General features: G+C 60.9%; 19 protein-coding genes and 1 pseudogene. 12 read left to right on the plus strand and 8 right to left on the minus strand.

Features of this window, described 5'->3' with window-relative positions; genetic code table 11:
- Positions 1 to 5 precede the first annotated feature (5 nt).
- The 5 genes from ACZ45C_RS12740 to ACZ45C_RS12760 are packed head-to-tail and all read left to right on the plus strand — an operon-like array spanning position 6 to position 3,675.
- On the plus strand, positions 6 to 245 hold the full coding sequence (locus ACZ45C_RS12740; protein WP_460559365.1) for an acyl carrier protein: 240 nt from the start codon (positions 6 to 8) through the stop codon (positions 243 to 245).
- Positions 245 to 1,459: a beta-ketoacyl-[acyl-carrier-protein] synthase family protein gene (locus ACZ45C_RS12745; RefSeq protein ID WP_460559367.1), complete on the plus strand. Its 1,215-nt coding sequence runs from the start codon at positions 245 to 247 to the stop codon at positions 1,457 to 1,459. Before ACZ45C_RS12740 ends, ACZ45C_RS12745 begins: the two co-directional genes overlap by 1 nt.
- Complete coding sequence (locus ACZ45C_RS12750; protein WP_460559369.1) at positions 1,456 to 1,992, plus strand: holo-ACP synthase; 537 nt, start codon at positions 1,456 to 1,458, stop codon at positions 1,990 to 1,992. The genes ACZ45C_RS12745 and ACZ45C_RS12750 overlap by 4 nt, the downstream gene beginning before the upstream one ends.
- The gene (locus tag ACZ45C_RS12755; RefSeq protein ID WP_460559371.1) at positions 1,989 to 2,936 is read left to right on the plus strand and encodes an ACP S-malonyltransferase; all 948 of its coding nucleotides are present in this window, start codon (positions 1,989 to 1,991) and stop codon (positions 2,934 to 2,936) included. Before ACZ45C_RS12750 ends, ACZ45C_RS12755 begins: the two co-directional genes overlap by 4 nt.
- Positions 2,929 to 3,675, plus strand: coding sequence for an SDR family NAD(P)-dependent oxidoreductase (locus ACZ45C_RS12760; RefSeq protein WP_460559373.1), 747 nt, complete (start codon positions 2,929 to 2,931; stop codon positions 3,673 to 3,675). The genes ACZ45C_RS12755 and ACZ45C_RS12760 overlap by 8 nt, the downstream gene beginning before the upstream one ends.
- A gap of 258 nt (positions 3,676 to 3,933) precedes the next feature.
- On the opposite strand, the gene ACZ45C_RS12765 is transcribed toward ACZ45C_RS12760, so the two are convergent.
- Complete coding sequence (locus ACZ45C_RS12765) at positions 3,934 to 4,296, minus strand: sensor histidine kinase (protein WP_050032117.1); 363 nt, start codon at positions 4,294 to 4,296, stop codon at positions 3,934 to 3,936.
- A gap of 73 nt (positions 4,297 to 4,369) precedes the next feature.
- Here ACZ45C_RS12765 and bioB point away from each other — a divergent pair, with 73 nt between their 5' ends.
- Genes bioB through bioD form a run of 4 tightly spaced genes read left to right on the plus strand, consistent with a single transcriptional unit; the run spans position 4,370 to position 8,427 of the window.
- Positions 4,370 to 5,485: a biotin synthase BioB gene (gene bioB / locus ACZ45C_RS12770; protein WP_050032119.1), complete on the plus strand. Its 1,116-nt coding sequence runs from the start codon at positions 4,370 to 4,372 to the stop codon at positions 5,483 to 5,485.
- Positions 5,486 to 5,506: 21 nt separating this feature from the next.
- Positions 5,507 to 6,553 (plus strand): hypothetical protein, encoded by a 1,047-nt coding sequence (locus tag ACZ45C_RS12775; RefSeq protein WP_050032120.1) that lies wholly within the window; start codon positions 5,507 to 5,509, stop codon positions 6,551 to 6,553.
- Between the two features lie 15 nt (positions 6,554 to 6,568).
- A complete protein-coding gene (locus ACZ45C_RS12780) occupies positions 6,569 to 7,771 on the plus strand; it encodes an aminotransferase class I/II-fold pyridoxal phosphate-dependent enzyme (RefSeq protein ID WP_050032136.1) in 1,203 nt (400 codons plus the stop codon).
- Positions 7,768 to 8,427 (plus strand): dethiobiotin synthase, encoded by a 660-nt coding sequence (gene bioD / locus ACZ45C_RS12785; RefSeq protein WP_050032121.1) that lies wholly within the window; start codon positions 7,768 to 7,770, stop codon positions 8,425 to 8,427. The genes ACZ45C_RS12780 and bioD overlap by 4 nt, the downstream gene beginning before the upstream one ends.
- Positions 8,428 to 8,541: 114 nt before the next feature.
- Here the strand turns inward: bioD and ACZ45C_RS12790 are convergent, their stop codons facing one another.
- The 4 genes from ACZ45C_RS12790 to ACZ45C_RS12805 form a co-directional block, all read right to left on the minus strand.
- Entirely contained in the window at positions 8,542 to 8,946 is a 405-nt protein-coding gene (locus ACZ45C_RS12790; protein ID WP_460559725.1) for a hypothetical protein, read from the minus strand.
- On the minus strand, positions 8,943 to 9,761 hold the full coding sequence (locus ACZ45C_RS12795; RefSeq protein WP_460559723.1) for a ParA family protein: 819 nt from the start codon (positions 9,759 to 9,761) through the stop codon (positions 8,943 to 8,945). The genes ACZ45C_RS12790 and ACZ45C_RS12795 overlap by 4 nt, the downstream gene beginning before the upstream one ends.
- A gap of 356 nt (positions 9,762 to 10,117) precedes the next feature.
- A complete protein-coding gene (locus ACZ45C_RS12800) occupies positions 10,118 to 13,753 on the minus strand; it encodes a UvrD-helicase domain-containing protein (protein WP_460559720.1) in 3,636 nt (1,211 codons plus the stop codon).
- Positions 13,746 to 16,934 (minus strand): PD-(D/E)XK nuclease family protein, encoded by a 3,189-nt coding sequence (locus ACZ45C_RS12805; protein ID WP_460559718.1) that lies wholly within the window; start codon positions 16,932 to 16,934, stop codon positions 13,746 to 13,748. The genes ACZ45C_RS12800 and ACZ45C_RS12805 overlap by 8 nt, the downstream gene beginning before the upstream one ends.
- A 128-nt stretch (positions 16,935 to 17,062) precedes the next feature.
- Here ACZ45C_RS12805 and ACZ45C_RS12810 point away from each other — a divergent pair, with 128 nt between their 5' ends.
- Positions 17,063 to 17,836 (plus strand): BrxA family protein, encoded by a 774-nt coding sequence (locus ACZ45C_RS12810; protein WP_460559716.1) that lies wholly within the window; start codon positions 17,063 to 17,065, stop codon positions 17,834 to 17,836.
- Here the strand turns inward: ACZ45C_RS12810 and ACZ45C_RS12815 are convergent.
- From ACZ45C_RS12815 to ACZ45C_RS12825, 3 genes and pseudogenes are all read right to left on the minus strand, one after another.
- A pseudogene (locus ACZ45C_RS12815) lies at positions 17,833 to 18,369 on the minus strand (transposase); the annotation flags it as partial. The gene ACZ45C_RS12810 and the pseudogene ACZ45C_RS12815 sit on opposite strands and share 4 nt — an antisense overlap.
- Positions 18,370 to 18,580: 211 nt before the next feature.
- Positions 18,581 to 19,396, minus strand: a complete 816-nt coding sequence (locus ACZ45C_RS12820; RefSeq protein WP_464374304.1) for an IS5 family transposase — start codon at positions 19,394 to 19,396, stop codon at positions 18,581 to 18,583.
- A gap of 72 nt (positions 19,397 to 19,468) precedes the next feature.
- Positions 19,469 to 19,597 (minus strand): hypothetical protein, encoded by a 129-nt coding sequence (locus ACZ45C_RS12825; RefSeq protein WP_464374344.1) that lies wholly within the window; start codon positions 19,595 to 19,597, stop codon positions 19,469 to 19,471.
- A 311-nt stretch (positions 19,598 to 19,908) separates the two neighbouring features.
- On the opposite strand from ACZ45C_RS12825, the gene ACZ45C_RS12830 reads away from it, so the two are divergent.
- Both ACZ45C_RS12830 and ACZ45C_RS12835 read left to right on the plus strand, forming a co-directional pair.
- Positions 19,909 to 20,985, plus strand: a complete 1,077-nt coding sequence (locus tag ACZ45C_RS12830; protein WP_464374341.1) for a sensor histidine kinase — start codon at positions 19,909 to 19,911, stop codon at positions 20,983 to 20,985.
- A 182-nt stretch (positions 20,986 to 21,167) separates the two neighbouring features.
- Entirely contained in the window at positions 21,168 to 22,532 is a 1,365-nt protein-coding gene (locus ACZ45C_RS12835; protein ID WP_460561317.1) for an MFS transporter, read from the plus strand.
- Positions 22,533 to 22,544: the final 12 nt, after the last annotated feature.

The raw sequence follows: 22,544 nt of genomic DNA on the forward strand, positions 1-22,544 counted from the left end.
CGACCATGTCAGACAACATCGGTACAGCGGTTGACGAGATCGTAAGTGACCGCCTTCAACTCGATGCCGACGCCTTCGACGATGAAACGTCGTTCGAAGAGGACCTCGACGCCGAATCCCTCGACATAGTGGAACTAGCCGAAGCCGTTGAAGCCACGCTGGGCGTCCACATTCCTGACGACGACCTCGCCGAACTCGGGACCGTCGGCGCATTCAAGGAATACGTCGAGAACCACACCGAGTGATGGATCGACGCGTCGTGGTTACTGGCGTCGGCGCGGTAACTCCTCTCGGTACGTCCGCACCGGATACGTGGGAGGGCCTGATTGCTGGTGAGAGCGGTGCCGGACGTATCCAGCGATTCGATCCCGGGACTGCCGGGCTTCGCACGGAGATAGCCTGTGAGATATCCGGTAATCCGACCGACCCGAACACCGTTGATGAGCGGTCGGTCGGCCGGGCTGCGGAGTACGGCATGGCCGCCGCGGCGGAGGCGCTTGCAGACGCCGGATACGACCCGTCGGCGCCGAACTGGGAGGCGACGCGAGTCGGCACGAGCGTCGCCTGTGCCCTCGCCGGTTTGCCGGAGGCCGAGACAGCCGCGACTGCCGATGGTCGACCCGCGTCCCGCTTCCTCCTGACCTATCTGCCGAACATGGTGGCCGGGCATCTGAGCATGGCCGTCGACGCTCGCGGCCCAACGCGGGCGCAGGCGGCTGCCTGCGCTGCCGGCACGCATTCGATCGTGGACGCGGTCCGAGATATCCAGCACGGACGCGCCGACGTGATGCTTGCCGGTGGTGCCGAGTCCCCACTTACTCCGCTTGGCGTCGGGGGGTTCGAGGCGATGCGTGCCCTGAGCACGCGGACGGACGTCCCAGAGGATGCAAGCCGGCCGTTCGATGCCGACCGTGACGGGTTCGTCCTCGGCGAGGGGGCGGGGATACTCGTCCTCGAAGCCGAATCGCGTGCCCGTGAACGGGGAGCGACCAGGTATGCGACGGTATCCGGTGAGGCCATGACTGCCGATGCACACCACCCGACGAAACCGGCTGTGAACGGCGTCGGACTCGGACGATGTGTCGAACGGGCCCTCGAATCGGCCAACTTATCACACAGTGCGGTCGATCACGTCAACGCCCACGCTACTAGCACGCCGATCGGCGACGCCGCGGAAGCGAACGCGCTGAACGACATCTTCGACAGTGCGCCACCGACTACAAGTGTCAAAAGTCAACTCGGACACGCTCTCGGGGCCGCGGGCGCGATCGAAGCCGTGGTCACAGCTCAGACCGTCGCAAAGCAAACGCTCCCACCGACTATCAACTATAATACGCCGGATCCGGACTGTCAACTCCCAGTCGTCACGACGCCAACCGAAGCGGCCGTTGAGACGGTCGTCAGTACGTCCGCAGGCTTCGGCGGTTCAAACGGCGCTCTCATCTTCGAAGACCCATGACCAATACGATCGATCCACGGAATGCAGACTCGACGGCGAGTCTCGACGAACTAGATTCCGGTGTGGGCTGGAGAGTACTCAGTGGGACCGATATCGTCTCGACCGAACGCATCACAGCCCTCCTCGACGAGTTCGATCGTTCGTTCGCCGAGCGTGCGTTCACTCCCGCTGAGCGTTGCTACTGTGACGCGCAGGCGAACCCACCCCAGCACTACGCCGCCCGGTGGGCGGCCAAGGAATCGTTCTTGAAAACACTCGGTGAAGCGGTCCCAAAGGTTCCGACTACCGAAATCGGCGTTGAGCGCGAACCAACGGGCCCACGCCTCGTACTGAGCAACCAGGCATCAGAAGCGCTGACGGACCGCCTCCGGGCGGCCGGCATCGATACCTCGCGGGCGGACCTATCGGTGTGTATGAGCCACGACGTCACGTGTGACCGTGCCCTCGCCCACGTGGTTGTGGTTGGCCCGACTGTCGACGCTTCCGCTTCGAGGCGAGCGGAACCTACCGCTGAACAGGGGGGAGACTCGTGACGACGGCGTTCGTTTTCCCAGGGCAGGGAAGCCAGCAGCCAGGCATGGGCGAAGCGTTCTACGAGGCGTGGTCCGAGACGCGGACACAACTGGACGCGCTCTCCGATGTGCTTGACGACGACCTCGTGGCCCTCTGTGCCGACGCGGACACGGAGGTGGCAACACTCCGCGAGACCCACAACGCCCAGCCCGCGCTATTCGGCCTGGGTGTAGCTGTTTATGAGGGAGTTGTCGCGCGCACGGGCGTGACTCCGGACTACGTCGCCGGCCATAGTCTCGGACACTTCACCGCGCTCGCCGTCGCGGACACACTCTCCCCGGCGGATGGCGTGCGACTCGTCCGGCGACGCGGGGAGTTGCTCGCAGCTGCGGGGCAGGAGGCCGGTCCTGGCACGATGCTCGCGGTGTTGCTTGCAGACCCCGACGACGTCGCGGCAGTATGTGCGTCCTGCAACGGCGTCGGCGTCGGACTGTACAACGGTCCGCAACAGACCGTCATCAGCGGTACCTGTGCGGGTGTCGCCGCCGTTCGCGAGGAACTCGACGCGAGAACACGAGCTCGGTTCCGGGAACTGGACGTTGCCGCAGCCTTCCACTCTCCAGTTATGGCGAGCGCGGTCGACGACGTCGACCAGGTGATGGCGTCTGTCGACCTCACACCCGCCTCGATACCCGTCGTTTCGGACGTCTCGCGACGCATCTACACCGACCCCGAAGTAGCCCGGCGTGACCTCGCTGCACAGGTGACGTCGGCAGTCGACTGGCACGGCGTCGTCGGGCGATTGCGTGAGGAAGGCGTCGAGCGTTTCGTCGTCTTTCCGCCAGCAGAATCACTCGCAAGCCTGGTCGAACGGATCGCCCCCGAGGCGGAGGTCGTCGCGCTCGACACGCCCGACGCCATCGAGAATCTTTCCTCGCGAGTGGAGGTGACCGACGATGGCTGACGATTCCGAGCCGACCGGTAAGTTCGCGGGTGACGTTGCCGTCGTAACCGGCGGTACCCGTGGCATCGGCCGTGCTGTCGCCGAGCGCTTCGCCAGTCTTGGTGCAGCGACAGTCGCCACGTACCACGAGGACACGGAAGCGGCCACCGAGACGGAATCTGCCCTTACCGCATACGACCCACCGACTGACGTCGAACGGTTCGATGTCGGGGATCTTGAGGCTGTCTGTGAGGCGTTCGACCGAATCACCGAGACATTCGGGCGGCCGACGGTTCTCGTCAACAATGCGGGACAGATGGATAACGGACTGGTGGTTCGGATGGATCCTGAGCAATGGGGTTCGGTCATCGAGACGAACCTGACGGGAACTTTCTACTGCACGCGCGAAGCGACGCGCCGCATGCTCAGAGGTGACGGCGGCCGCGTCGTCAATGTGGCTAGCGTCGCTGGGCTCCGTGGTTGGGCAGGACAGGCGAATTATGCCGCGAGTAAGGCCGGAATGATCGGGTTCACTCGCGCCGTCGCTCAGGAACTCGGCGATCGGTCTATCCGGGTGAACGCGGTAGCTCCCGGCTACGTCGACACGGATCTCTACGCGGAGCATAACCTCCACGATACGGATGATGTCCCTGTCTCAGAGCCGGAAGATGTCGCGGACGTCGCCGAGTTCCTCGTGAGCGATGCCGCTTCTGCAGTCAATGGCTCGGTCTACCGAGTCGACGAGGGCCTTATCGGTTGACATGGCTGTGTTGAATCGCTGTAAGGCGTTGGAATTCACTGTTTGACGAAGCTCTTGATGTTATAGTCGGGCATTGTGCGCCTTCTGCAACGGGGTCTGTTCTCTGTGCCTGATCAACGGTCGCGTTGAGTTTGTATCCTGTACTTAGCGATTTTTCTCGGTCTATTTCAACTATTGTAGTGTGACCAACTCAGAGCGTCTATCTATCAGTCTGGCCACTAGTGATTTCGAATCGTGCGTCTCCCTCGTCGCTGTCGGTCACGGTGATCTTCCACCCGTGAGCGTCAACGAACTGCTTGACGATATGCAGCCCAGGCCCTCACCGTTGGTTGAGTCCTCCAATTCAAACACCTGCTCACCCACGTCTTCAGGGATACTCGGCCCATCGGCAGCCACGTTGAAGCCGTCCTCCAACTCACCAATCGTCACGGTCACGTCCGCACTCCCGTATTCGACCGCATTCCGAATCAAATTCTCCACTACTTGTCGGAGCCGACTCGCATCAGACTGAATCGTTTGCTCTGTGTCGGTGACCAGCGTCGTATCGGCTGTTGGAATGGTCTGCCAGCACTCACTCACTGTCTCCGCAAGATCAACCGCCTCAACCTCGCTCCGCCTCACCCTTCATCCTTATCTGAACACTGCCGTAAATGGAAGCCCAAGAATTATACTCTCGTCAACTGAGTTGGATAGTGTGGTTTACGAGACAGGGTATCGCACCGTCGATGACGCTGTCGCCCGCGTACTCGACGGCGAGACGCTCGACCGCCGGGATGGACTCGCGCTGATGGCCCAGCCGGTCGAGCCACTCGCCGAGGGGGCGGATTACGTCCGCTCCCAGCTTGGCGACGACACTGTCGACGCGTGTTCTATCGTGAACGCGAAGGCGGGCAACTGTGCAGAGGACTGTGGGTTCTGTGCGCAGTCAGTCCACTTCGACACTGGTATCGACACCTACGGCTTTCTCGACCCCGAAGAAATCCTCAAGGCGGCCAAGCAGGCCGAACGCGACGGCGCCCAGCGCTTTGGTATCGTCGTCGCCGAGAAAGGCGTCTCCAAGGAAAAACGCCCCGACGAGTGGGACGACGTCATCCGCGCAATCCGCTTAGTACGAGACGAAACCGACGTCGAAGTCGACGCATCCCTCGGGATTCTCACCGAGGAAGAGGCCGCGATTCTCGCGGACGAAGGACTTAATCACTACAACCATAACATCGAAACCTCGCCGCGTTTCTTCCCCGAAATCGTCGGGACCCATGACTTCGAAGACCGCGTGAAGACGCTCGAAGTCGCCAAGGAAGCCGGCATGGACCTCTGTGCCGGAGTCATCCTGGGCATGGGCGAATCGCCCACCGACCGCGTGGACGCGGCCATCGCGCTCCAGGATCTCAGCGTCTCCTCGCTCCCTGTCAACATCCTCAACCCGGTCGCCGGGACGATGTTCGACGACCGGGAGGAAGCACTCATCTCCACGACGGAGACCGTCAAGACCATCGCGGTCTACCGACTGCTTCACCCGCACGCGAGAGTGCGACTCACCGGCGGCCGCGAGGTCAACTTCGCTGAGGACGAACAACACCTCCCCTTCGAGGCCGGTGCGGATGGCATCCTCACCGGGAATTACCTCACCACCGAGGGCCAGTCGCCCGGCGACGATATCGAGATGATAGAGCAGGCTGGCATGGAGCCCAATACCGAGGTCAACGATTTCGACCCGGAAGAAGTAAAATCCCGTGGCGACGACTCGGCCGACCCCGCGGACACGGCGGTCGGGACGGCCACGAGCAAGGCGGAACCGTCTGATGACTAACACAGAGATACAGCAACAGCTATGACCGACATCAATTTCGCCGTTCTCGGCACTGGTGGTATCGGGCGTCGCGCACTCGAAGTTTCCGCGGACAAAGACGAACTCACTCCCATCGCAGCTTGCGACCGCCACGGGGTCGCCGTCGACCACGACGGCCTCGACGTGGACGAACTGCTGGCCGCGACCGAGGGGAACATCGCTTCCGACGGCGGGACTGCCGCCGAAGTCGGCGGTGGCGGCATCAAGGAACACGGCGACGACAAGGGCGTCGTTGCCTCCGCACAGGCAGTGCCGACGGAGACGCCTATCGAGGACATCATCGCTGAACACGAGGCCGTCGACGCGGTACTCATCGCGCTGCCGAACCTCGAACACGACTTCATCCCCAACGTCGCCGAGCGCTTCGCGAACGCGGGCTACGAGGGCGTCCTCGTCGACGTGCTCAAGCGTTCGCGCGTCATCGGCATGCTCGATGACCGCGAGGAACAACTCAAAGAGTCAGGCATCACGTTCGTCTGCGGTGCGGGCGCGACGCCCGGCTTCCTCACGGGCGCGGCGGCACTCGCCGCCCAGTCGTTCGTCGATGTCGAGGCGGTCGAAATCTGGTGGGGCGTCGGCCTCAAGTCCGGCTACGAGGACAACCGTGGCACCGTGCGCGAGGACATCGCCCACCTCCCCGACTACGACATCGAGTCGGCACGCGCCCTTCCGGACGAGGAGATCGAGGAAATCGTCGACGCCCACGACGGTGTCATCGAGTTCAACGACATGGAGCACGCCGACGACGTGCTTCTCGAACGGGCGGGGATCTGCGACGCTGAGGACGTGACCGTCGGCGGCGTCCTTGACCTCCGCAACGACGAGAAGCCCACAACGACGACCGTCAAAGTCACAGGTCGCACGTTCGATGGTGAGGTCGGTACCAACACGTTCGAACTCGATGACGACACGAGCATGGAAGCCAACGTGAACGGCCCTGCACTCGGCTACCTGAAGGCTGCCGTCCGCCGCAACTGGACCGGCGATTACGGCGTCTACGGGCCTGCCGAGCTCATGCCCGGGTTTTGAACCGTGCAGCAGCAGATGGATCGAGGGTTCGACCTCGAAGCACGCCTCCAGTCCCGGGAAGAACGTGGGCTCCGTCGCGACCTCGCTCCTGTCGACCGTGTCGAGCCGAGGGCTCGCCGGGTGCCCGACCCCGGTGCCGACGTACCGGCCTTCGACGCCGATGCCGAGGAAATGCTGGTGTTCGCAGCCAACGACTACCTCGGACTCGCGGGAGACGCCAGACTGGCCGAGGCAGCCGCACGGACAGCCCATGAAGTCGGCACTGGCGCGGGCGCCAGCCGGCTCGTCGTGGGCGATACATCCGCTCACCGCGAGCTCGAACACGCACTGGTCAAATCGAAAGAAACCGAGCGTGCGCTGGCGTTCTCCTCGGGGTACGCCGCCAACATCGGGACGATTACGGCGCTCGCCCCCGACGCGATCTTCTCCGACGAACTCAACCATGCCTCCATCATCGACGGCTGCCGGCTCTCCGGCGCCGATATCGAGGTGTACGACCACTGTGACGCCAGCGACCTCCGGACGACCATGGACCGCCGTGCCCGCGAAGCAGATGGGGAGGAATCCTGGCTGGTCGTGACAGATTCGGTATTCAGCATGGATGGCGACATCGCTCCACTCAGAATGATATGTTCGGCCACCGAGCGCCACGGCGCGTGGGTGATGGTCGACGAAGCCCACGCGACGGGCGTGTACGACGGCGGCATGGTCGGTCAGCTGGGACTCGAAGATCGGGTTCATGTCCAGTTGGGGACCCTCTCGAAGGCGCTTGGTGCCCAGGGCGGGTTCGTCGCCGGGAATGAGATGCTCATCGAGTACCTGGCGAATGCGGCCCGTTCGTTCGTCTTCTCGACCGGGCTCTCCCCGCCTGCGGCGGGTGCCGCACAGGAGGCGCTACGTATCGCACGGGAGACGGACCGCCCCCAGACGCTCCAGGATCACGCCGATTACCTCCGGTCGGGGTTTGAAGACCTCGGCTTCAGGGTGCTCGGTGAGACCCACATCCTGCCCGTGCTGGTCGGAGACCGGGAGGATGCGGTTGCGCTCGATGAAGCGCTCCGGGACCGCGGGGTGCTCGCCCCTGCCATCCGCCCGCCGACCGTTCCCGTGGGGATGTCACGGCTGCGCGTCGCTCCCACAGCCGCACACACGCGCGAGCAACTCGACCGCTGTCTCGACGCGTTCGAGGCCGCCGGCGAGGAGGTGGGGCTGCGATGAGTTTCTTCGTGCTTGGCACCGGGACAGGTGTCGGCAAGACTGTCATCACTGCTGGCCTCGTGGGCTGGCTCCGCGACCGCGGCCGCGATGCAGTCGGTATCAAGCCCGCACAGACTGGCTTTCCACCGGACGACGACGCTGGCTTCGTCGCCGAAGCCGCGGGAAGCGAGGACGCCAGTGTCTGCCTGCGCTATCTCGAACCCGCGCTTGCCCCGGCAGTTGCCGCAGACATAGAAGATGCTGCCCTCTCTTATGACGAGATCCTACAGGGTTGTCGGAGCGAACTAGAGGCTGCCGACCCGGGTGTCGTCGAAGGGATTGGTGGTCTCCGGGTGCCGCTCGCTGAGGGGAAGGAGGTCGTCGACCTAGCCGCCGATCTAGGATTACCGACGCTCGTAGTCGCACGCTCGGGACTCGGCACGCTCAATCACAGCGCGCTGACCGTCAAGGCTCTCGAACGGCGCGGCCTTGACGTGTGCGGTGTGGTCCTTAACGATTACGCTGGCGAAACGCTCGCCGAGCGGACGAACCCCGACGTACTCGAATCGATGGTCGATCGGCCTGTGTACACAGTGCCGGGACTCGACCTTGACACGCCGGGCAAGGCGGTGACAGCGGTAAAGGAAAACCTTCCGCCGAGCGTATTACCTGAATAGCGCCTACGACGGACGCAGATGAATTGACAGATTCCGGGATTGATCCGCCTCAAAGCCGTATGCATTGAGACAACCAGTCTCAACTTCTGCCGGACCTCGCTCTGCGCGAGGTCATTAGTCGCCGAGTTCCGAAAGCCGAGCTTGGATTTCCTCGGCATCCGCCTCAGAGAGCGCCTCAACACCGAACTGGACGAGTAGCGGGTAGAAATGACGGTTCTTCTTGAACTCGTCCTGGCCCGCCTTGCGGAGCTTCAGCTGGGACTCGAGGTAGGTATCCTCCATCTCGTCGAGGACATCGTCGGGAATGTAGATCGTCCGCCCGTTCCACTCGTCCTTGATGTTCGTCTTCGTTTTACTCGTTTCGTTCGTTTCACTCGTTGAGATCGATTCGGTCGTTTCGGTCGATGAACTGGTTTCCACCGTTTCACTCACTTCACTCGTTTCGCTGGAATCGACCTCATCGTCCTCCTCTTCGTAGTTGCCCTCGATGCCGGAAGCATCGCCCCAGCCGTCGCTCATGCTTCCACCTCCTCGGGTGCGGTCTTCTCAAACGTCTCGTCGAACAGGTCGGCGATCTCGTTGAACAAGTCGCGTGCATCCTCGACGCGCTGGTTCTCTTTGCCGAAGCCGAAGACGGACACCCCCTCGCCAATCGACTGAGAGAGGTCGGTCCGCTTCGGAATCTCGAACACTGGGAGGGAGTACGCCGACTTGATCTCCTCGATGGTGTCGCGGTGCTCGGCGTTCTGCTCGACACGGTTACAGACGATGGCGAGCCGATTGATGTCTCCGTACGCCTGTTCGAGGGAACTCAGCTGCTTCGCGAAAATCTGGAGGCTGTTGGCGTTGAGCTTCTCGGGAATGACGGGGATGACGACGTTGCCGGTCGCGACCAGGGCGTTGTCGGTGAGGACGTTCAGGGATGGCGGTGTGTCGACGATGATGTAGTCGTAGTCCTTGTCGAGCTCGTCGAGTGTCATCTCCAGCCGCTCGCGACTCTTCGGCGCCTCAAGCAGCGTCTGGATGTTCTTGTTGTTCGCGAGCTTCTCGCTGGCGGGAAGGATGTCGAATTCCTCGTGCTCGACGATGGTGTCGTTCACCGACTCCATCTGGTCGAAGTCGAGGACGTCGAACAGCGTCGTACGGTCGGTATCGTAGTACAGATCGTTGTAGCCGAGCGAGCAGGTAAGCCCGCCGTGATAATCGATATCGACCAGGAGGACGTCGTGGCCTCGGGCGGAAAGTGCGCCGCCAGTATGAATGACGTCCGTTGTTTTCCCCGCGCCTCCCTTCTGATTCGCCACCGTGATTCGTGCGGTATTGGTGTCGGTCATTATCTTCGTTACTCTCGTTATGTTCGTTTCGTTCGTTTTGGTCGTTTAGTTCGGTGCGTTCGGTGAGGGTGTTTCACTCGGTGAGAGGATTACTACGATGTTAAAACCAACTGTTCGTTCCACTCGTTGATGGGGTTTCGTTCATTTTCATCATATTGTTCGTTTCTCTCGTTTTGCTCGTTTCGTTCACCGAACACTATGTTCCAGCGTCGGTTCGGCTCGTTCCAGTAAATTCATTCATTACTCGAAATACTCTCGTTGCGTTCGTTTCGTTCGTTCTATTCGTTTCTCGAAGGGTGCCACCAAGAGCTTGTCCTGACCTATCGCAAGGTGGGTGAATTGGCAAAAACAGAGGCTCAATCCACCAAATCCACCATTGACCGTAGTTCAGATTCCATCTCCGTCATCTGATCCGACACCCAATGGAACCGCTCCTCTATCCCCTCGTCAGTAAACCGGAGTGACGCTCGTACGTCACGATTCCGATCATGTTGGATGAGGGCAAGAGCGTACGCGAGCATCTGAGGTCGATAGTGTTCCGCGAGCTCATCCGATGTCGTAGCTGAGAGGTCGTTGGTCTTGTAGTCGATAATGTGGAATGCGTCCGGCGTGACGAGCAGCCGGTCAATGTCACCGACAATCCGCGACTCATCGATTCGAGCGACAACAGAGTACTCGTCGTAAACCTCCTGAAGCTCGGTATCAGACTCGATGCGATCAACAAATTCGACTGCATCAGCAGCGTGATTGACAGCATCACGGAGGTCCGATTCTGACGGCTCCTCACCAGCCATCCGACTCAAACGACGGATCAGGGTGGTCCACTCGTCTCTCGGTGGACGAAGTTCGTTGATCCGGTGGACGACCGTCCCAAACGTCGTTGGACTCAGGCCGGCCGACTCCTCACGCTGAGAGTAACTGTGACCGTCTGGAGACGCATCCGCCACCGCATTCACGAGGGTCGTAGCCGCGATCCGTTTCGCCGGCGATAACGACGGCGGTGAAGGAATCGAGATCTCCGGCGCTGAATCAACAGCGTCGTCGTCGGTGTACCAGTCTACTGGGCGCGGCGGCCTGCGAACAGTATAGCTGGCTCCATCTATCTCACCACGGGCCTGTCCGTCACGAACCGCCTCGGCGACGAGTGCTCCGTCGAGGAGGGCTGGCTGTAACCAGTCGCGCCACCGGTCTGCGTCGTCGAAGGCTGTAGGCTCGCCGAGTTCGATTGTACCAGACTCGTCGACATCGATGTCGTGCGTGCCGCAGAGAAGGAGATGATCACGCGTTCGTGTACACGCTACGTAGAGGAGGCGTTTCGACTCCGCCCGCTCCTGTGGACGCGACCGTCGGTCGGCGTACTCGTGGACGGCCGTCTTCTCGATGGAGAACGCATCGCCCGGATTCGGCCCACCAACCGCCGGGACCGGCGGCGCGTCATCAGTTCCGTCCACGAGTCGAACGTAGCCATGGTCGTCGACGGACCGACCGAAGTTGAGATCACTCCCGATATCGGGGACCGTGACGATCGGGAACTCGAGTCCCTTCGCGGAATGGATTGTCATAATCCGGACGCCCTCGGCGTCACCCGGAATATCTGCCTCCCCCTCACGAGGGTCGATCTCGGCTTGGCGGTCGATCCGGTGGAGCAACCCGGCAGCTGTGTGAACACCATTCTCGCTCCAAGTACGGACCTGGTCGCGGAACTTCTCGACGTTCGCGACGGCCTGTTGACCGCGTTCATCTGCACTCACACTTGCCAGATACCCGGTGTCGTCGATCACCCGGGACAGCAGGCGGTTCCACGGGAGGACGCCATCTTCGGACGGCGTCGCACAGCCGCTGAGGGTCCGCCACGTCGTGAGGAGGTCGAACGCGTCCGCGAGCTGTGGATCGTCCGTCTCGGCGAGCGCGTCCCACACTGAATCAGCCTCTGCGACCGCCGGTGCGAGGCGATCATCCGCGAATCCGAACAGCGGCGACCGAAGCACCCCGTAGAGGGAGACGTCGTCCTGTGGATCACCGAGTACTCGAAGCAGGTTCGTGAGCGCCTGGACCTCAGGCGTATCGTAGAACCCGACGCCACCGACGACAGTGTAGGGGATGTCGTACTCCTCGAGGGCGCGCTGATACCGATCCAAATGGGTTCGCCGGCGGAGGAGGATTGCCGTGTCGTCCGGCGTAGCGTCGCGATGATCACCCGTGTCGGGGTCTTGGACTGTCGGCGGATCGTCGAACAGGTGGGTCAGTCGAGCAGCGAGTGCTTGCGCCTCGGCCTCGATGGTGTGGTCCAGCGCACCTTCGGCGACCGGATGGTCGTCGCCGAAGAGTTCCGCCGCCGTGTCGGCGTCGTCGGGCACAGCGAGATACTCGACGCTGCCGGTGAGTCCCTCGATGTCTTCGACTCGGTCGCGCTGTGTGGTCAGCGTCTGTGGTGGCGCTTCGTAGGGTTTGTGGGTATCCCCCTCCGGTTGGAACAGGTACTCGAAGAGCTCATTCAGGAACGACAGCGGCTCGTCCAGCGTCCGGAAGTTCCCAGAGAGTTCGAGCGCGGTCGGACTCTCGGCCTCGCTGTCAGGGACGTCGTCGACCCCGCGGGCCTCGTTGACGGTCTGGAGTTCTCTGCGCGCATCCCCGAACGTCGTCACGTCGGCCCCACGGAATCCGTAGATGCTCTGTTTCTCATCGCCGACCAGGAAGACGTTCGACGCAGTCTGCTCGTCGACGCCCGTGAGGAGCTTGACTAACTCCCACTGGCGCGGGTCCGTGTCCTGGAACTCGTCGACCATCACGGCCGCAAACTGGTCTTGAAGCCGCTCCGTGACGGCATCGTTCGTTCGCAGGAACTCGAGTGTAGTCTCGATCACGTCGGGGAAGTCGAGCGTATCGCGACGCTCCTTCTGGTCGGCGTAGGCGGCGAGGACGTCATCGAAGACCCGCATCAGAGCCAGCGCGTAATGGGCGCTGTTTGCTTCGAGCTCACCGGGTGTCGTCTCGACCGCATCTGCGTGCGGTTCGACGGCATCGATGACCGTGTCGATGGCGTCTTTCAGGTCGTCGTAGACGTCACCGTACTCACCCCAATCGTCCCGGTCACCGACGACGTACCCCGAACTGCTGTACAGGCCACCGTTCTTCTTCTCACAGGCCTCGTAGAGCTCGAGGATTGCCCGCTGACAGTCGCGAGGATCGCTTTCCTCCGGGTCGTCCGAGAGTGTCGTCGCGACCTCGGTGAAGATCTGGTAAGCTCGAAGACCGTCCTCGTCGGCGATAGTGTCCTCACGGTCGACGCGGTTCGCGACCGTTCGTAGCTGCTCAAGGAGTCCGTCCGCATACAGCGTCTGTCGGGCGTCGGCGACGTCGAGATCACAAACGACCTCCCAGCAGATATCGACGTAGTCGTCGACGTCGGCGTCACGCCACGCCTCGAGGACGGATTCGCTCTGGGGGCGCTCGTCGAGTAATCCAGCGAGTACATCGACCAACTGGTCGCGACCCCAGAGCTGGGCAAGGAGCGCAACATCGTCATCGTCCTGATTGCGTTCGAGGAACTCCGTCACGACTTCGCGCTGGAGTGTCGCGGCGCCGTCTTCGTCGAGCACGTCGAAACCGAGCGGCACCGGAGCCTCGACGGCTCGTTCTCGCAAGAGCCGCGTACAGAACGCGTGAATGGTGTGGACGTAGCCGTCCTCCAGGTCGTCGAGGACGTTTCGCCAGCGGTTGTAGGCCTCTGGTGAGTCGACAGCCTCGAGCCGATCGTACACCTCCTCCCGAACGCGCTCGGTTAGTTCGGCAGCCGCCTTTCGCGTGAAGGTGATCGTGACGATGTTCTCCGGCGTGAGCGACGGGGTTTCGGCCAGGATCGTCACGTACCGCTCGGTGAGCGTTGTCGTCTTCCCCGTCCCAGCACCAGCAGTGATCGCGACGTTCCGGCCTTGGACGAGCGCGTCCTCCTGTTCCTCCGTGAGCTGAATCTCCTCGGATTCCTCAGTCATCGCTCATCACCGCCTCGATGTCCTCGTCGTCGCGAACACGGAGCGGAACGTACGCAGCGTCGTCCTCGTGAACCTCGTCGACGAACTCCCGCTTGCGGTGGTGGCGGACATCGCACGCACGTCGATAGTCACAGTATCGGCAGTTCGCACCACGGGCCGACAGGAGCGTCGTGTGGAACCGTCCGTTGCCAATCGCCTCGTCAATCTGGCCCAGCCACTCCGGAACGACGTTGTTCAAGAAGCGACGAAGGTCGACCTCTGAATCGAACTTCGATTCGACACCGCGTGGAACCTTGAGATCGTTGGGTGGTCGCACCTGGTAGTACGTCGCTGAGAGCGAGCCCTGCTCGAATAGGTCACCATCGACAACCTCGGCGGCAGCGAGTAGATAGATGGGGAGCTGGAACTTCGTGCCGCCGGTCGTCTTCGTCATATACGGTGCTCGACCAGTCTTGTAGTCGTACAGCGTGAGCGTCGGTTGCTCACCGTCCCGGCTCACGTCAACGCGGTCGATGTATCCCCGAATCGAGACAGTCGAGCCGTCCGGTCGCTCAACTGTGAACGGCCCAGCATCCGAGTCGGGAAGTCCCTCGCCGAACGGGGCCTCGAACAAGTGTGGGCGGTCAGCGCCGTCCCGCGAGAGTTCGTTGTCGAGGAACGTGGCGAACAATCCTTGTTCCGGTGCGTCGTGGGGCTTGCTCCCGGCCTCATACGGGGCAGTCTCATCGTCGCCAAGACCCGCGAACAACTCCGCTTTCCACCGTTCGTAGAAGAGGCCGTCGTACTCGAAGTCAGCATCCCGGAGTTCCTCGACAGCGATCTCGCGAAGGTGCGTCGCCAGGTCGTCCCGGTCGAACTCAGCGAGATTGACACCATCCTCAGTCTCGTCCTGGAGATCCGCGAAGAACCGTTCGAGGACATCGTGGACGTACGACCCGGTTTCGAGGGGTGTGGGGACAACTTCGACGTCGTCGGGGTCTTCGATTCCGAGTACCTTGTCGGCGTAGAACTTGAACCCACACTCGACGTATCGCTCGATTCGACTCGCGCTGTAGGGTTCCCGCTCCGACGGAGGGTATACCTCATCGACTGTCTCGGGTTCTAACACGCCATCGTGTTCGGAGAGGCCAGCCGTTCCCCTGTTGTCCGCACAGTGGAGTCCTCGATCAGTGCGCTTGGTCTGCTCGGGGGAGAGGTCACCTCGGTCGCCGGCGCGGCTGACTGCCCCACGCCGGTCGTCCGTTGCAGCGACGCGCCGCTGGAGGTCTTCGCGGGAGCCCACGCGGTCGTCGACGCCGTCTTCGGGGTCGATGCCAGTCACGCGCTGGAGTTCGTCGAGGACCGGTGACCGGACGACGGCGGATTCGTCGTCGCCTGTCTCCGGTGTGGTGATCGTGAGCTCGTCAACGTTCGCAAGGAGCGTCGCGAAGAGATAGCGGCCACGGAGGCGCTCGTCGCCGGTGTCGAACCGTGGGTGAGCGTCGGTCATCTCCTCGAAGAAGGCCGGTCGCTCCGGCGTCACCGGGAAGTGCTCACTGGTCAGGCCCACGAGGAACACCTTTTCGAACGACCGCATCCGGGCGTCGAGCAACCCCATCACTTCGACGTAGCCGCCAGCAGCGCGCTGCGGAACCCGGATCGGCACGCCGTCGAACGCACGGGTGAACAGTGCCAGCGGAGAGAGGCCACTATTGACCGCCGCCAGCGACTCAAACGAGGAGATTACCTCGTCCACGAGGCCGTAGGCCCGCTGTTCGACGGCTTGCTCGGCGCCGCTAGCGTAGTCTTCCGTCGCTGTTTCTAAGTCGAACCTGGCGTCCAACAGCCGGCGGAGCGTCTCGGTTGCGTCCTCGACGTCGCCCGTTCGGAGCGTCTCCAGCGTGGCCAGCAGCTCCTCAACCAGTGACGCGACCTCGCCGTCGACGTCGTCGAGCAAGGGCGATACGGAAACCGTGTCGCGCCGACGAGCAGCTGCTGTGACGGCGTTGGCTTGGTCGGAGTCTACGATGTCGACCAGCGGATTCGCCAACAAGGATGTGAGATCCTCAGCACGCGGGTCAGGTTCGGCCAGGTTTAGTAGATCGTGAACGACGCTCCCGGTAAACGTCCGGTTCAGCTGTGATGCGGCTGTCGTGACGTGCGGGATGTCGAACGTATCGAACGTGTCCTCGACGTACCCCGAATAGGCCTCGGTCCCCGGGACGACGACAGCCAGGTCGTCGGGCTCGCGACCATTGGCCAACTCAGTCCGGAGCTCGCGAGCGACGAAGCGAATCTCGCGCTCGGGCGTCGGGAGTTCACGCCATCGCAGAGCGTCTGGAGAAGGGACGGTGTCGGGGTCCGGGCGATAGAGCGCTTCAGTGATCGTTCCGAAGGCCTGCCCTGACTCGTCGACGGGGTCGAGTTCTACTGTCTCAAAGTCAAGTGCTTCGTACACATCCAAGGCGTCCTCCGCAACGGCGTCGACTCCACTCCGGCCATCCTGGTGGAGCGGCAGCAGCGCGATCATTGGAAGTTCGTCAACGAGGCGTTCGATGAGGCGGCGTTCGACGGGGCGGAACTCGTGATACCCGGAAAGGATGACGACATCCAGTTCCGGGGAGAACGCCGATAGTGATTGCTCCGCCGTCGCCACGGCGTCGAACATTTCTCCCCGGGTACAGACCCACTCATCAACGTAGTCTCCGTGGAGATCCAGGTAGTGTCGGTACGCGTCGACAGTGGCTTTCGCGATACGGTCATCGAGAGCGGAGCCCTCGAACTCCGCTACGAGCGCGTCAGCGGTACCGACGCCGGCGTCGTCGAAGAGTGAGAAGCGACTGCTGAACGAATCAGCGAGGGCGGCAGAGGCCGGTTCGCCAGCAAGAGCACCATCTGTCTCGGCTGTTGTTCGGTCAAGCGCGTACTCCGCGAGTCGACGGTTCAGCTGCCCGGAGAGCGGTTGGACCGGACCGTGGAGATGCTCGTACCACTCCCGAACGACTGCGTCGAGCGTCTCGGCACGAAGACTGAGAGGGTCGTGTGTCGTAGCCCAATTGTCCTCAACTTCACTTCGACGAGCGTCGTTCCGGGTGATGTAGAGAACACTCCCAAGTGAATTCTCGGCAATCTCCGCAGCCCGTTCAAAAGCCGCCTTCTCTAAATGTGCATGCTGAGAACCAGTTAGGAGCGTAGAGGTCATCGAATACAGTCCTCAAGATATCGCTCTCACTTCATTTTTATTGGTTCCTCTATGCGTATTCTGACTAACGCGGAGTGAATATCCAACAATGACAAATAGTAAAGTGGGTTGGTTGACTCCACCATCGTATGAACACTCTACCGGACGGCGATAACGGACCGCCGTCTCTTTCCCGCACATTCTCTCCCGAAGAGGTCAACATGGATTTGACCATGTGCGGCCTCCTACCTGACCGAGCAGAAGAGATCGCTCGGTTGTACCGTGAACACGGGAACTGGAACCAGGTCAAGGAAATCTGGTTTGAGGAACGACGTGCGAACCGCAGTACGAAAGGGAGTTCCCAGAAGATATACCGCGTTCTCTCATCACGATTCAAAAACGCACCTGCCACCCTCCCTAATCCAAGTGAACTTCCCGCCGTCTTGGATATCTGTTCGTCATCGCGAGACAAAGCCCAAGTGCTCTACCTCTATCTGGTCGCCGATGACGCGCTCGTTCGATATGCCGTTCACGAATATGCCCGACGCCTTGCTGAGGACTTTCCCGAACCTCTTGACTTCTCTAACGAGACACTCACATCTATTCTGAATCAGTTCGAATACACTGACGAGACACCGTTCGACTATGCGGACTCAACGACAGAGAGATGGTGCGAAGGACTGCGGTCAGTTATGCGCGAGATCGGCGTCCTAGAGAATCAGCAAACGGTCGTCGGTGATCCACCATCACTAGGAGATACCCCACTCCTCGTCGCAATGGGCTACTCATCTGAGGAAGGCGACGAAGAGTGGTTCGAATCACCAACTGGGCTCCAGTACCTATTCCAGCCGAGCGCCCGTTGGGAGGAACTCTACAATCGAGTTGCAGAGACGGAAGCGTGGGAGTCATTCGTCTTTAGTTAAGACTCACACCTCGGTTGCGTAGCGGTAGCGAGCGTCTCTTGTAAGATCGGTCGTTGCTTGTGGATCTTCTGTGCGTCCTTGATCAGCCGCTCCAACAGCGGCGGTGGCGAATAACCGAGGTGCTCACCGAGGTCGTGGAGGATGAGCTGGGCGTGCGACCGGAAGGTCGCCGCCCAGCGCTCCGGTGGAAACACGAGCTCATCGTCAGCCTGCTCGGTGACCAGATCCAACAAATCACGGCTCACAAGCAGTGACAGCAGCGCTGCGTACAGTAAGATCTTCACCACGTGCTCGTTGCTCGTGTCGAACTCGTCCAGGTCGTACTGCGTCTTCAACTCACGGAACAGCAACTCAACTTCCCACCGACACCGGTAGATCTGCGCTAGGTCTGCCGGAAAGAACTCCTCTCTCGACAGATTCGTCACGTACAGATGGTAGTCGTCGGCGTCCTCGTTGCGGACGCCGACGACGCGGAACCGCTTCGTATCCAGCGAGCGCGTCCCCTCGTACGGCCCGCGCTTGAACTCGACTTGCCTTGTTGAACGCAAGACAGCGTCGGGGTAGGGTCGGTAACTCACGGTTTCACGGCGTTAAAGCACGGTTCTTACACTCAGAAGATGTAGTAGCTGCCGCTGACGGTGTTGCTCGAAGAGTCAAAACTATGCCATCTTACTCCCTTGATCAGATGACGATGGCGATGCCTCTCCCAAATATGTCCGGAGAAGGGGGAGCAGGCGGCGAGCCCTAACTCGCCGCCTGCGTTAGGTTATGGATGATGCACTTCCGCGTGAGCTCCCGGAACTGGCCGTGCCAGCTCCGGGAGCGTAGCTTCTCGCCGTCGTCTTCCTTCAACTGCGAGAAGCCCGTTTCACTCATCCAGCGCTGGTTGTAATCCTCATTCATCCGGGCGTTGTGAGCCTTCTGTAGCGGTGTTTGCTCTCTGTGCTTGATCAGTGGTCGCGTTGAGTTGGAGCGACACTCCTCACGGAGATCGCTCCATGAGTAGTTTGCGTCGGCAGATAACACGCGCAGGTCTTCCGCGTTCCGGCGGAAGACCTGCATCCCAATATGACCGTCCCATGCCTTCTGCGTCGTGAAATGAACGTCCTTGATCGCTAGCGAATTCACGTCGATCAAAATCGTCGTCTTCATCGACTGAAACGAGAAGTCTGCGCGGTCGCGGTAGTGGTAGCTGGTTTGATCGCGTTGAAAGCCGCTTGCGTCAATTGCGGCTTCACCACTCCAGCCCGCCTGCTCCGCCGAAGCGCGGAGCAGGCGGCGGAGTTCACGCATTCGGTACTCCTTTTCCCACCGACAAAACGAGCTGTAGTGCGGTGCGTCGTCAAGATCAAACACGGCGAGGACGCCGGGCATTTCGTTGAGGTAGTCTTCGGTCTCACGGAGACTCTTCTCCAGTTCGACGCGGTACAGGATCAACGCGATCTGCACCCACTCGGCGTACCCGTCCGCGCCGTCCGGCGCGGCGGGTACGTCCGGATCATCAACATGCTGTTTGGCAAGATCTCGACACATCCAAGCAAGCCGTCTGAGCGATGCCATATCGCCAGACGGCGTCCATTTCCGGGTTAATCTAACGGAATATTACAGTAAGAGCGTCTGAGAACGTCGTCACTAGGCGGCAAAACAAGGCAGATCACGTTCGACCACGCCGAGTTCCTCGGCGTGCTCTTCGAGGAACTCAGATGGAAAAAGCGTAGTGAGCCGACGCATAATCCGAGATGAGGAGGTTTCGTGGTACACACTCGTTGCCTCCTCGTTCCTTCCGCAAACATACCTCGATACGCCGCCGCTGTCATGCGGTTCGTCTCCTAACTAAAGACGGATGTCGTAATCGCTGACGATACAATCGACGTGCTCGGGCAGGCGAGCAATTTGAAACGGAAGTCACGAGAACAACCGCAGATGGCGACACCCGGATCTTTCGTCTGCAAGCACTCCCGATTGATACTGGAAGTACGGCGACTCACGGATATGCAGTCTACACCGATATCACGGAGTCAAAACGCCACACCAAACGGGTAAATGCGCTTCACAGCGCGACGAGAGAGCTGATTTCGGCTGAGACGCCAGAGGAAGTCGCCCAGCGAGGCATCCAAGCAGTCTCAAATATTCTCGGACTGCCGATTTCCACGGTGTTCTTCGAGCAAGAAGGAACGCTTGAGCCGGTCGAATCAAGTGAAACAGCGAACGAACTTTTCGATGAAATTAGTACATTAAAACCCGGGGAATCAGCAGCGTGGCAGGCCTACAAATCCGGTCAACCGATGAGAGTTGCCGATATTACTCAACTAGAGACCATTCAAAATCCTCAGACGCCGATTACAGCGGAGATGATCATCCCCCTATCTGAGTATGGCGTTCTCATAATTGGAGATACAGAAGGTGGTGAATTTGATGACGAGGATTACACCCTCGCACAGATCTTGGGCGATAATATCAGTACGTCACTAGAGCGAGTCGATCGCGAGCAGAGGTTACGAGCACGTGAACAGGAACTCAGTGAGCAAAACGACCGGCTGGAAATGTTCACGAGTGTTGTCTCGCACGATCTGCGAAATCCCCTCTCCGTCGCAGAAGGATATACCGAACTTGCACAGCAGGAAGCGGGCGAACTCAAAGCGCTAGAAAAGGTTGAGCAGGCACTCAAACGGATGGATTCACTCATCGACGAGTTGCTAACACTAGCACAGCAGGGCGAATCAATTGATGAGAAGGAACCGATCAGCGTAGAGCGTGTCGCGGCCGAGGCTTGGGAAACGGCGGAAACAAAGCAGGCAACATTGAATATTACTGAAGACGGGCGTTTTGGCGGAGACCGCAATCGAATCCAGCAACTCCTCGAGAACCTCTTTCGAAATGCTGTCGAACACGGTGGTGAGTCCGTGACTGTTACTGTCGGAGCGATCGACGGCAACGGATTTTACGTCGAAGATGATGGGTCAGGAATACCGGAGGATAAACGGGATGACATCTTCGAGCATGGATATACGACATCTGAAGACGGAACCGGGTTCGGTCTTACTATCGTCGATAAGATCGCTGAAGCCCACAATGGGACGATTTCTGTACTTGAAGGGCGTAATGGCGGTGCGCGGTTCGAGATACGAGAACTTGATACCGTCGTGTGAAAAATGGCTACGAGCGGACAGATCGTTTAGGCATGATGGTGAGCAGTGACTCTCCAATCATATCCTCTCCGAGCAGGGCTCTCAGTTCGGACGACTGATGGAACCGGTATCTCAATAGTCCCTGCCGCGCAAGCAACGGTACCTACTTCACCGACGGTGCCCCGGAATCCGAGATTCCGATCATGAGCCGACAACGACCTGCGGACGAGACGGACGAATCGGGACCGTTAGATGCGTTTCGGCGATTCTTCGCGCTCGAACGGGACGTACTGGTGTTGTCGCTGGCGATGTTCGCGTTCAGTCTGGGGTTCCAGATGACCAATCGGTTCCTCCCCGAGTACATCGTCGCGCTCGGCGCGTCGGGGTTCGTCGTCGGTCTGTTCGGGACGGTGGGCAACATCGTCTCGGCGGTGTTCCCGTACCCGGGCGGAGCGATTTCGGATCGGATCGGATCGCGGTATGCACTGACCCTATTCGGGTTGATTTCGACGCTCGGGTTCGGGATCTGGTTGGTCGCGCCGAATATCGGCGTGATCACCGTTGCGGGCGTCACGGTCCAGCCGTGGATCTGGATCTTCGTCGGCCTCCTGTTCGCACAGGGATGGAAGTCGTTCGGTTTGGGAGCGACGTTTGCAGTCGTCAAGCAAGCGACCGACCCTTCACGGTTGGCCGCCGGTTTCGCCAGTACTGAGACGTTCCGCCGGACGGCATTCCTCATCGGGCCGGTGATCGCGGCCGTGCTCATCGGTTTCCACCCGGATTTCACGATGAGTTTTCAGTACGTGCTCGCCGTCGCCGTCGTCTTCGGCGTCGTCGGGACGGTCGCCCAGCACCTCTTGTACGACGCCGGAGCGGATTCGATCGGAGACTCCTTCGCGGGGGTAGCGCAGATCACGCGGGACCTGCGGGAAATGCCAGAACCGCTCCGTCCGCTCTTGGTTGGCGATACACTCGTCAGGTTCGCGAACGGGATGGTCTACGTCTTCTTCGTATTGGTGATCACGCAGTTCTACGAGGTCGGGTTCGAGACCACGGTCGCGCTGGCCGGCGTCTCGTACGGCGTCGACCTCTCGCCTGCGGCCTTCTTCGGATACCTGCTCGGCGTCGAGATGCTGGTCGCGCTCCTCTCGATGGCCCCGGCCTCGAAGGCCGCCGAACGCGTCGGGCTCAAGCCGATCGTCGCGCTGGGATTCGCCGTGTACGCGCTCTTTCCGATCGCGCTCATCGGTGGACCGGAAGTTCTCACACCGGTGTTGCCGCTCCCGTGGGTGATGGTCCTCGTGTTCGCGTTCTCCGGGCTCCGCTTCGCGGGGCTCCCCTCACACAAGGCGCTGATCGTCGGGCCCGCCGAGCGCGGGGCCGGCGGGCGCGTCACCGGGACGTACTACCTCCTGCGGAACACGATCGTCATCCCGAGCGCCGCGCTCGGCGGCTATCTCTGGGAGTTCGCGAGCCCAGAGGTCGCATTCGCGATCGCGGCCGCGATCGGCGTCGTCGGGACCGGCTACTTCCTCGTCTTCGGCGAGGAGTTCGACGCGTATCGGTGAGCAGTCACTCCG

It is taken from the genome of Halorubrum pallidum (genome assembly GCF_055380345.1).

Excerpts from the sequence above, each read along its gene's own strand:
- ACZ45C_RS12810 (WP_460559716.1), top strand. The coding sequence starts at position 17,063 with ATGAACACTCTACCGGACGGCGATAACGGACCGCCGTCTCTTTCCCGC.
- ACZ45C_RS12790 (WP_460559725.1), bottom strand. The coding sequence starts at position 8,946 with ATGAGCGACGGCTGGGGCGATGCTTCCGGCATCGAGGGCAACTACGAA.
- ACZ45C_RS12820 (WP_464374304.1), bottom strand. The coding sequence starts at position 19,396 with ATGGCATCGCTCAGACGGCTTGCTTGGATGTGTCGAGATCTTGCCAAA.
- ACZ45C_RS12760 (WP_460559373.1), top strand. The coding sequence starts at position 2,929 with ATGGCTGACGATTCCGAGCCGACCGGTAAGTTCGCGGGTGACGTTGCC.
- ACZ45C_RS12805 (WP_460559718.1), bottom strand. The coding sequence starts at position 16,934 with ATGACCTCTACGCTCCTAACTGGTTCTCAGCATGCACATTTAGAGAAG.
- ACZ45C_RS12835 (WP_460561317.1), top strand. The coding sequence starts at position 21,168 with ATGAGCCGACAACGACCTGCGGACGAGACGGACGAATCGGGACCGTTA.
- ACZ45C_RS12800 (WP_460559720.1), bottom strand. The coding sequence starts at position 13,753 with ATGACTGAGGAATCCGAGGAGATTCAGCTCACGGAGGAACAGGAGGAC.
- ACZ45C_RS12740 (WP_460559365.1), top strand. The coding sequence starts at position 6 with ATGTCAGACAACATCGGTACAGCGGTTGACGAGATCGTAAGTGACCGC.
- ACZ45C_RS12745 (WP_460559367.1), top strand. The coding sequence starts at position 245 with ATGGATCGACGCGTCGTGGTTACTGGCGTCGGCGCGGTAACTCCTCTC.
- ACZ45C_RS12750 (WP_460559369.1), top strand. The coding sequence starts at position 1,456 with ATGACCAATACGATCGATCCACGGAATGCAGACTCGACGGCGAGTCTC.
- ACZ45C_RS12775 (WP_050032120.1), top strand. The coding sequence starts at position 5,507 with ATGACCGACATCAATTTCGCCGTTCTCGGCACTGGTGGTATCGGGCGT.
- bioD (WP_050032121.1), top strand. The coding sequence starts at position 7,768 with ATGAGTTTCTTCGTGCTTGGCACCGGGACAGGTGTCGGCAAGACTGTC.
- ACZ45C_RS12780 (WP_050032136.1), top strand. The coding sequence starts at position 6,569 with ATGGATCGAGGGTTCGACCTCGAAGCACGCCTCCAGTCCCGGGAAGAA.
- ACZ45C_RS12795 (WP_460559723.1), bottom strand. The coding sequence starts at position 9,761 with ATGACCGACACCAATACCGCACGAATCACGGTGGCGAATCAGAAGGGA.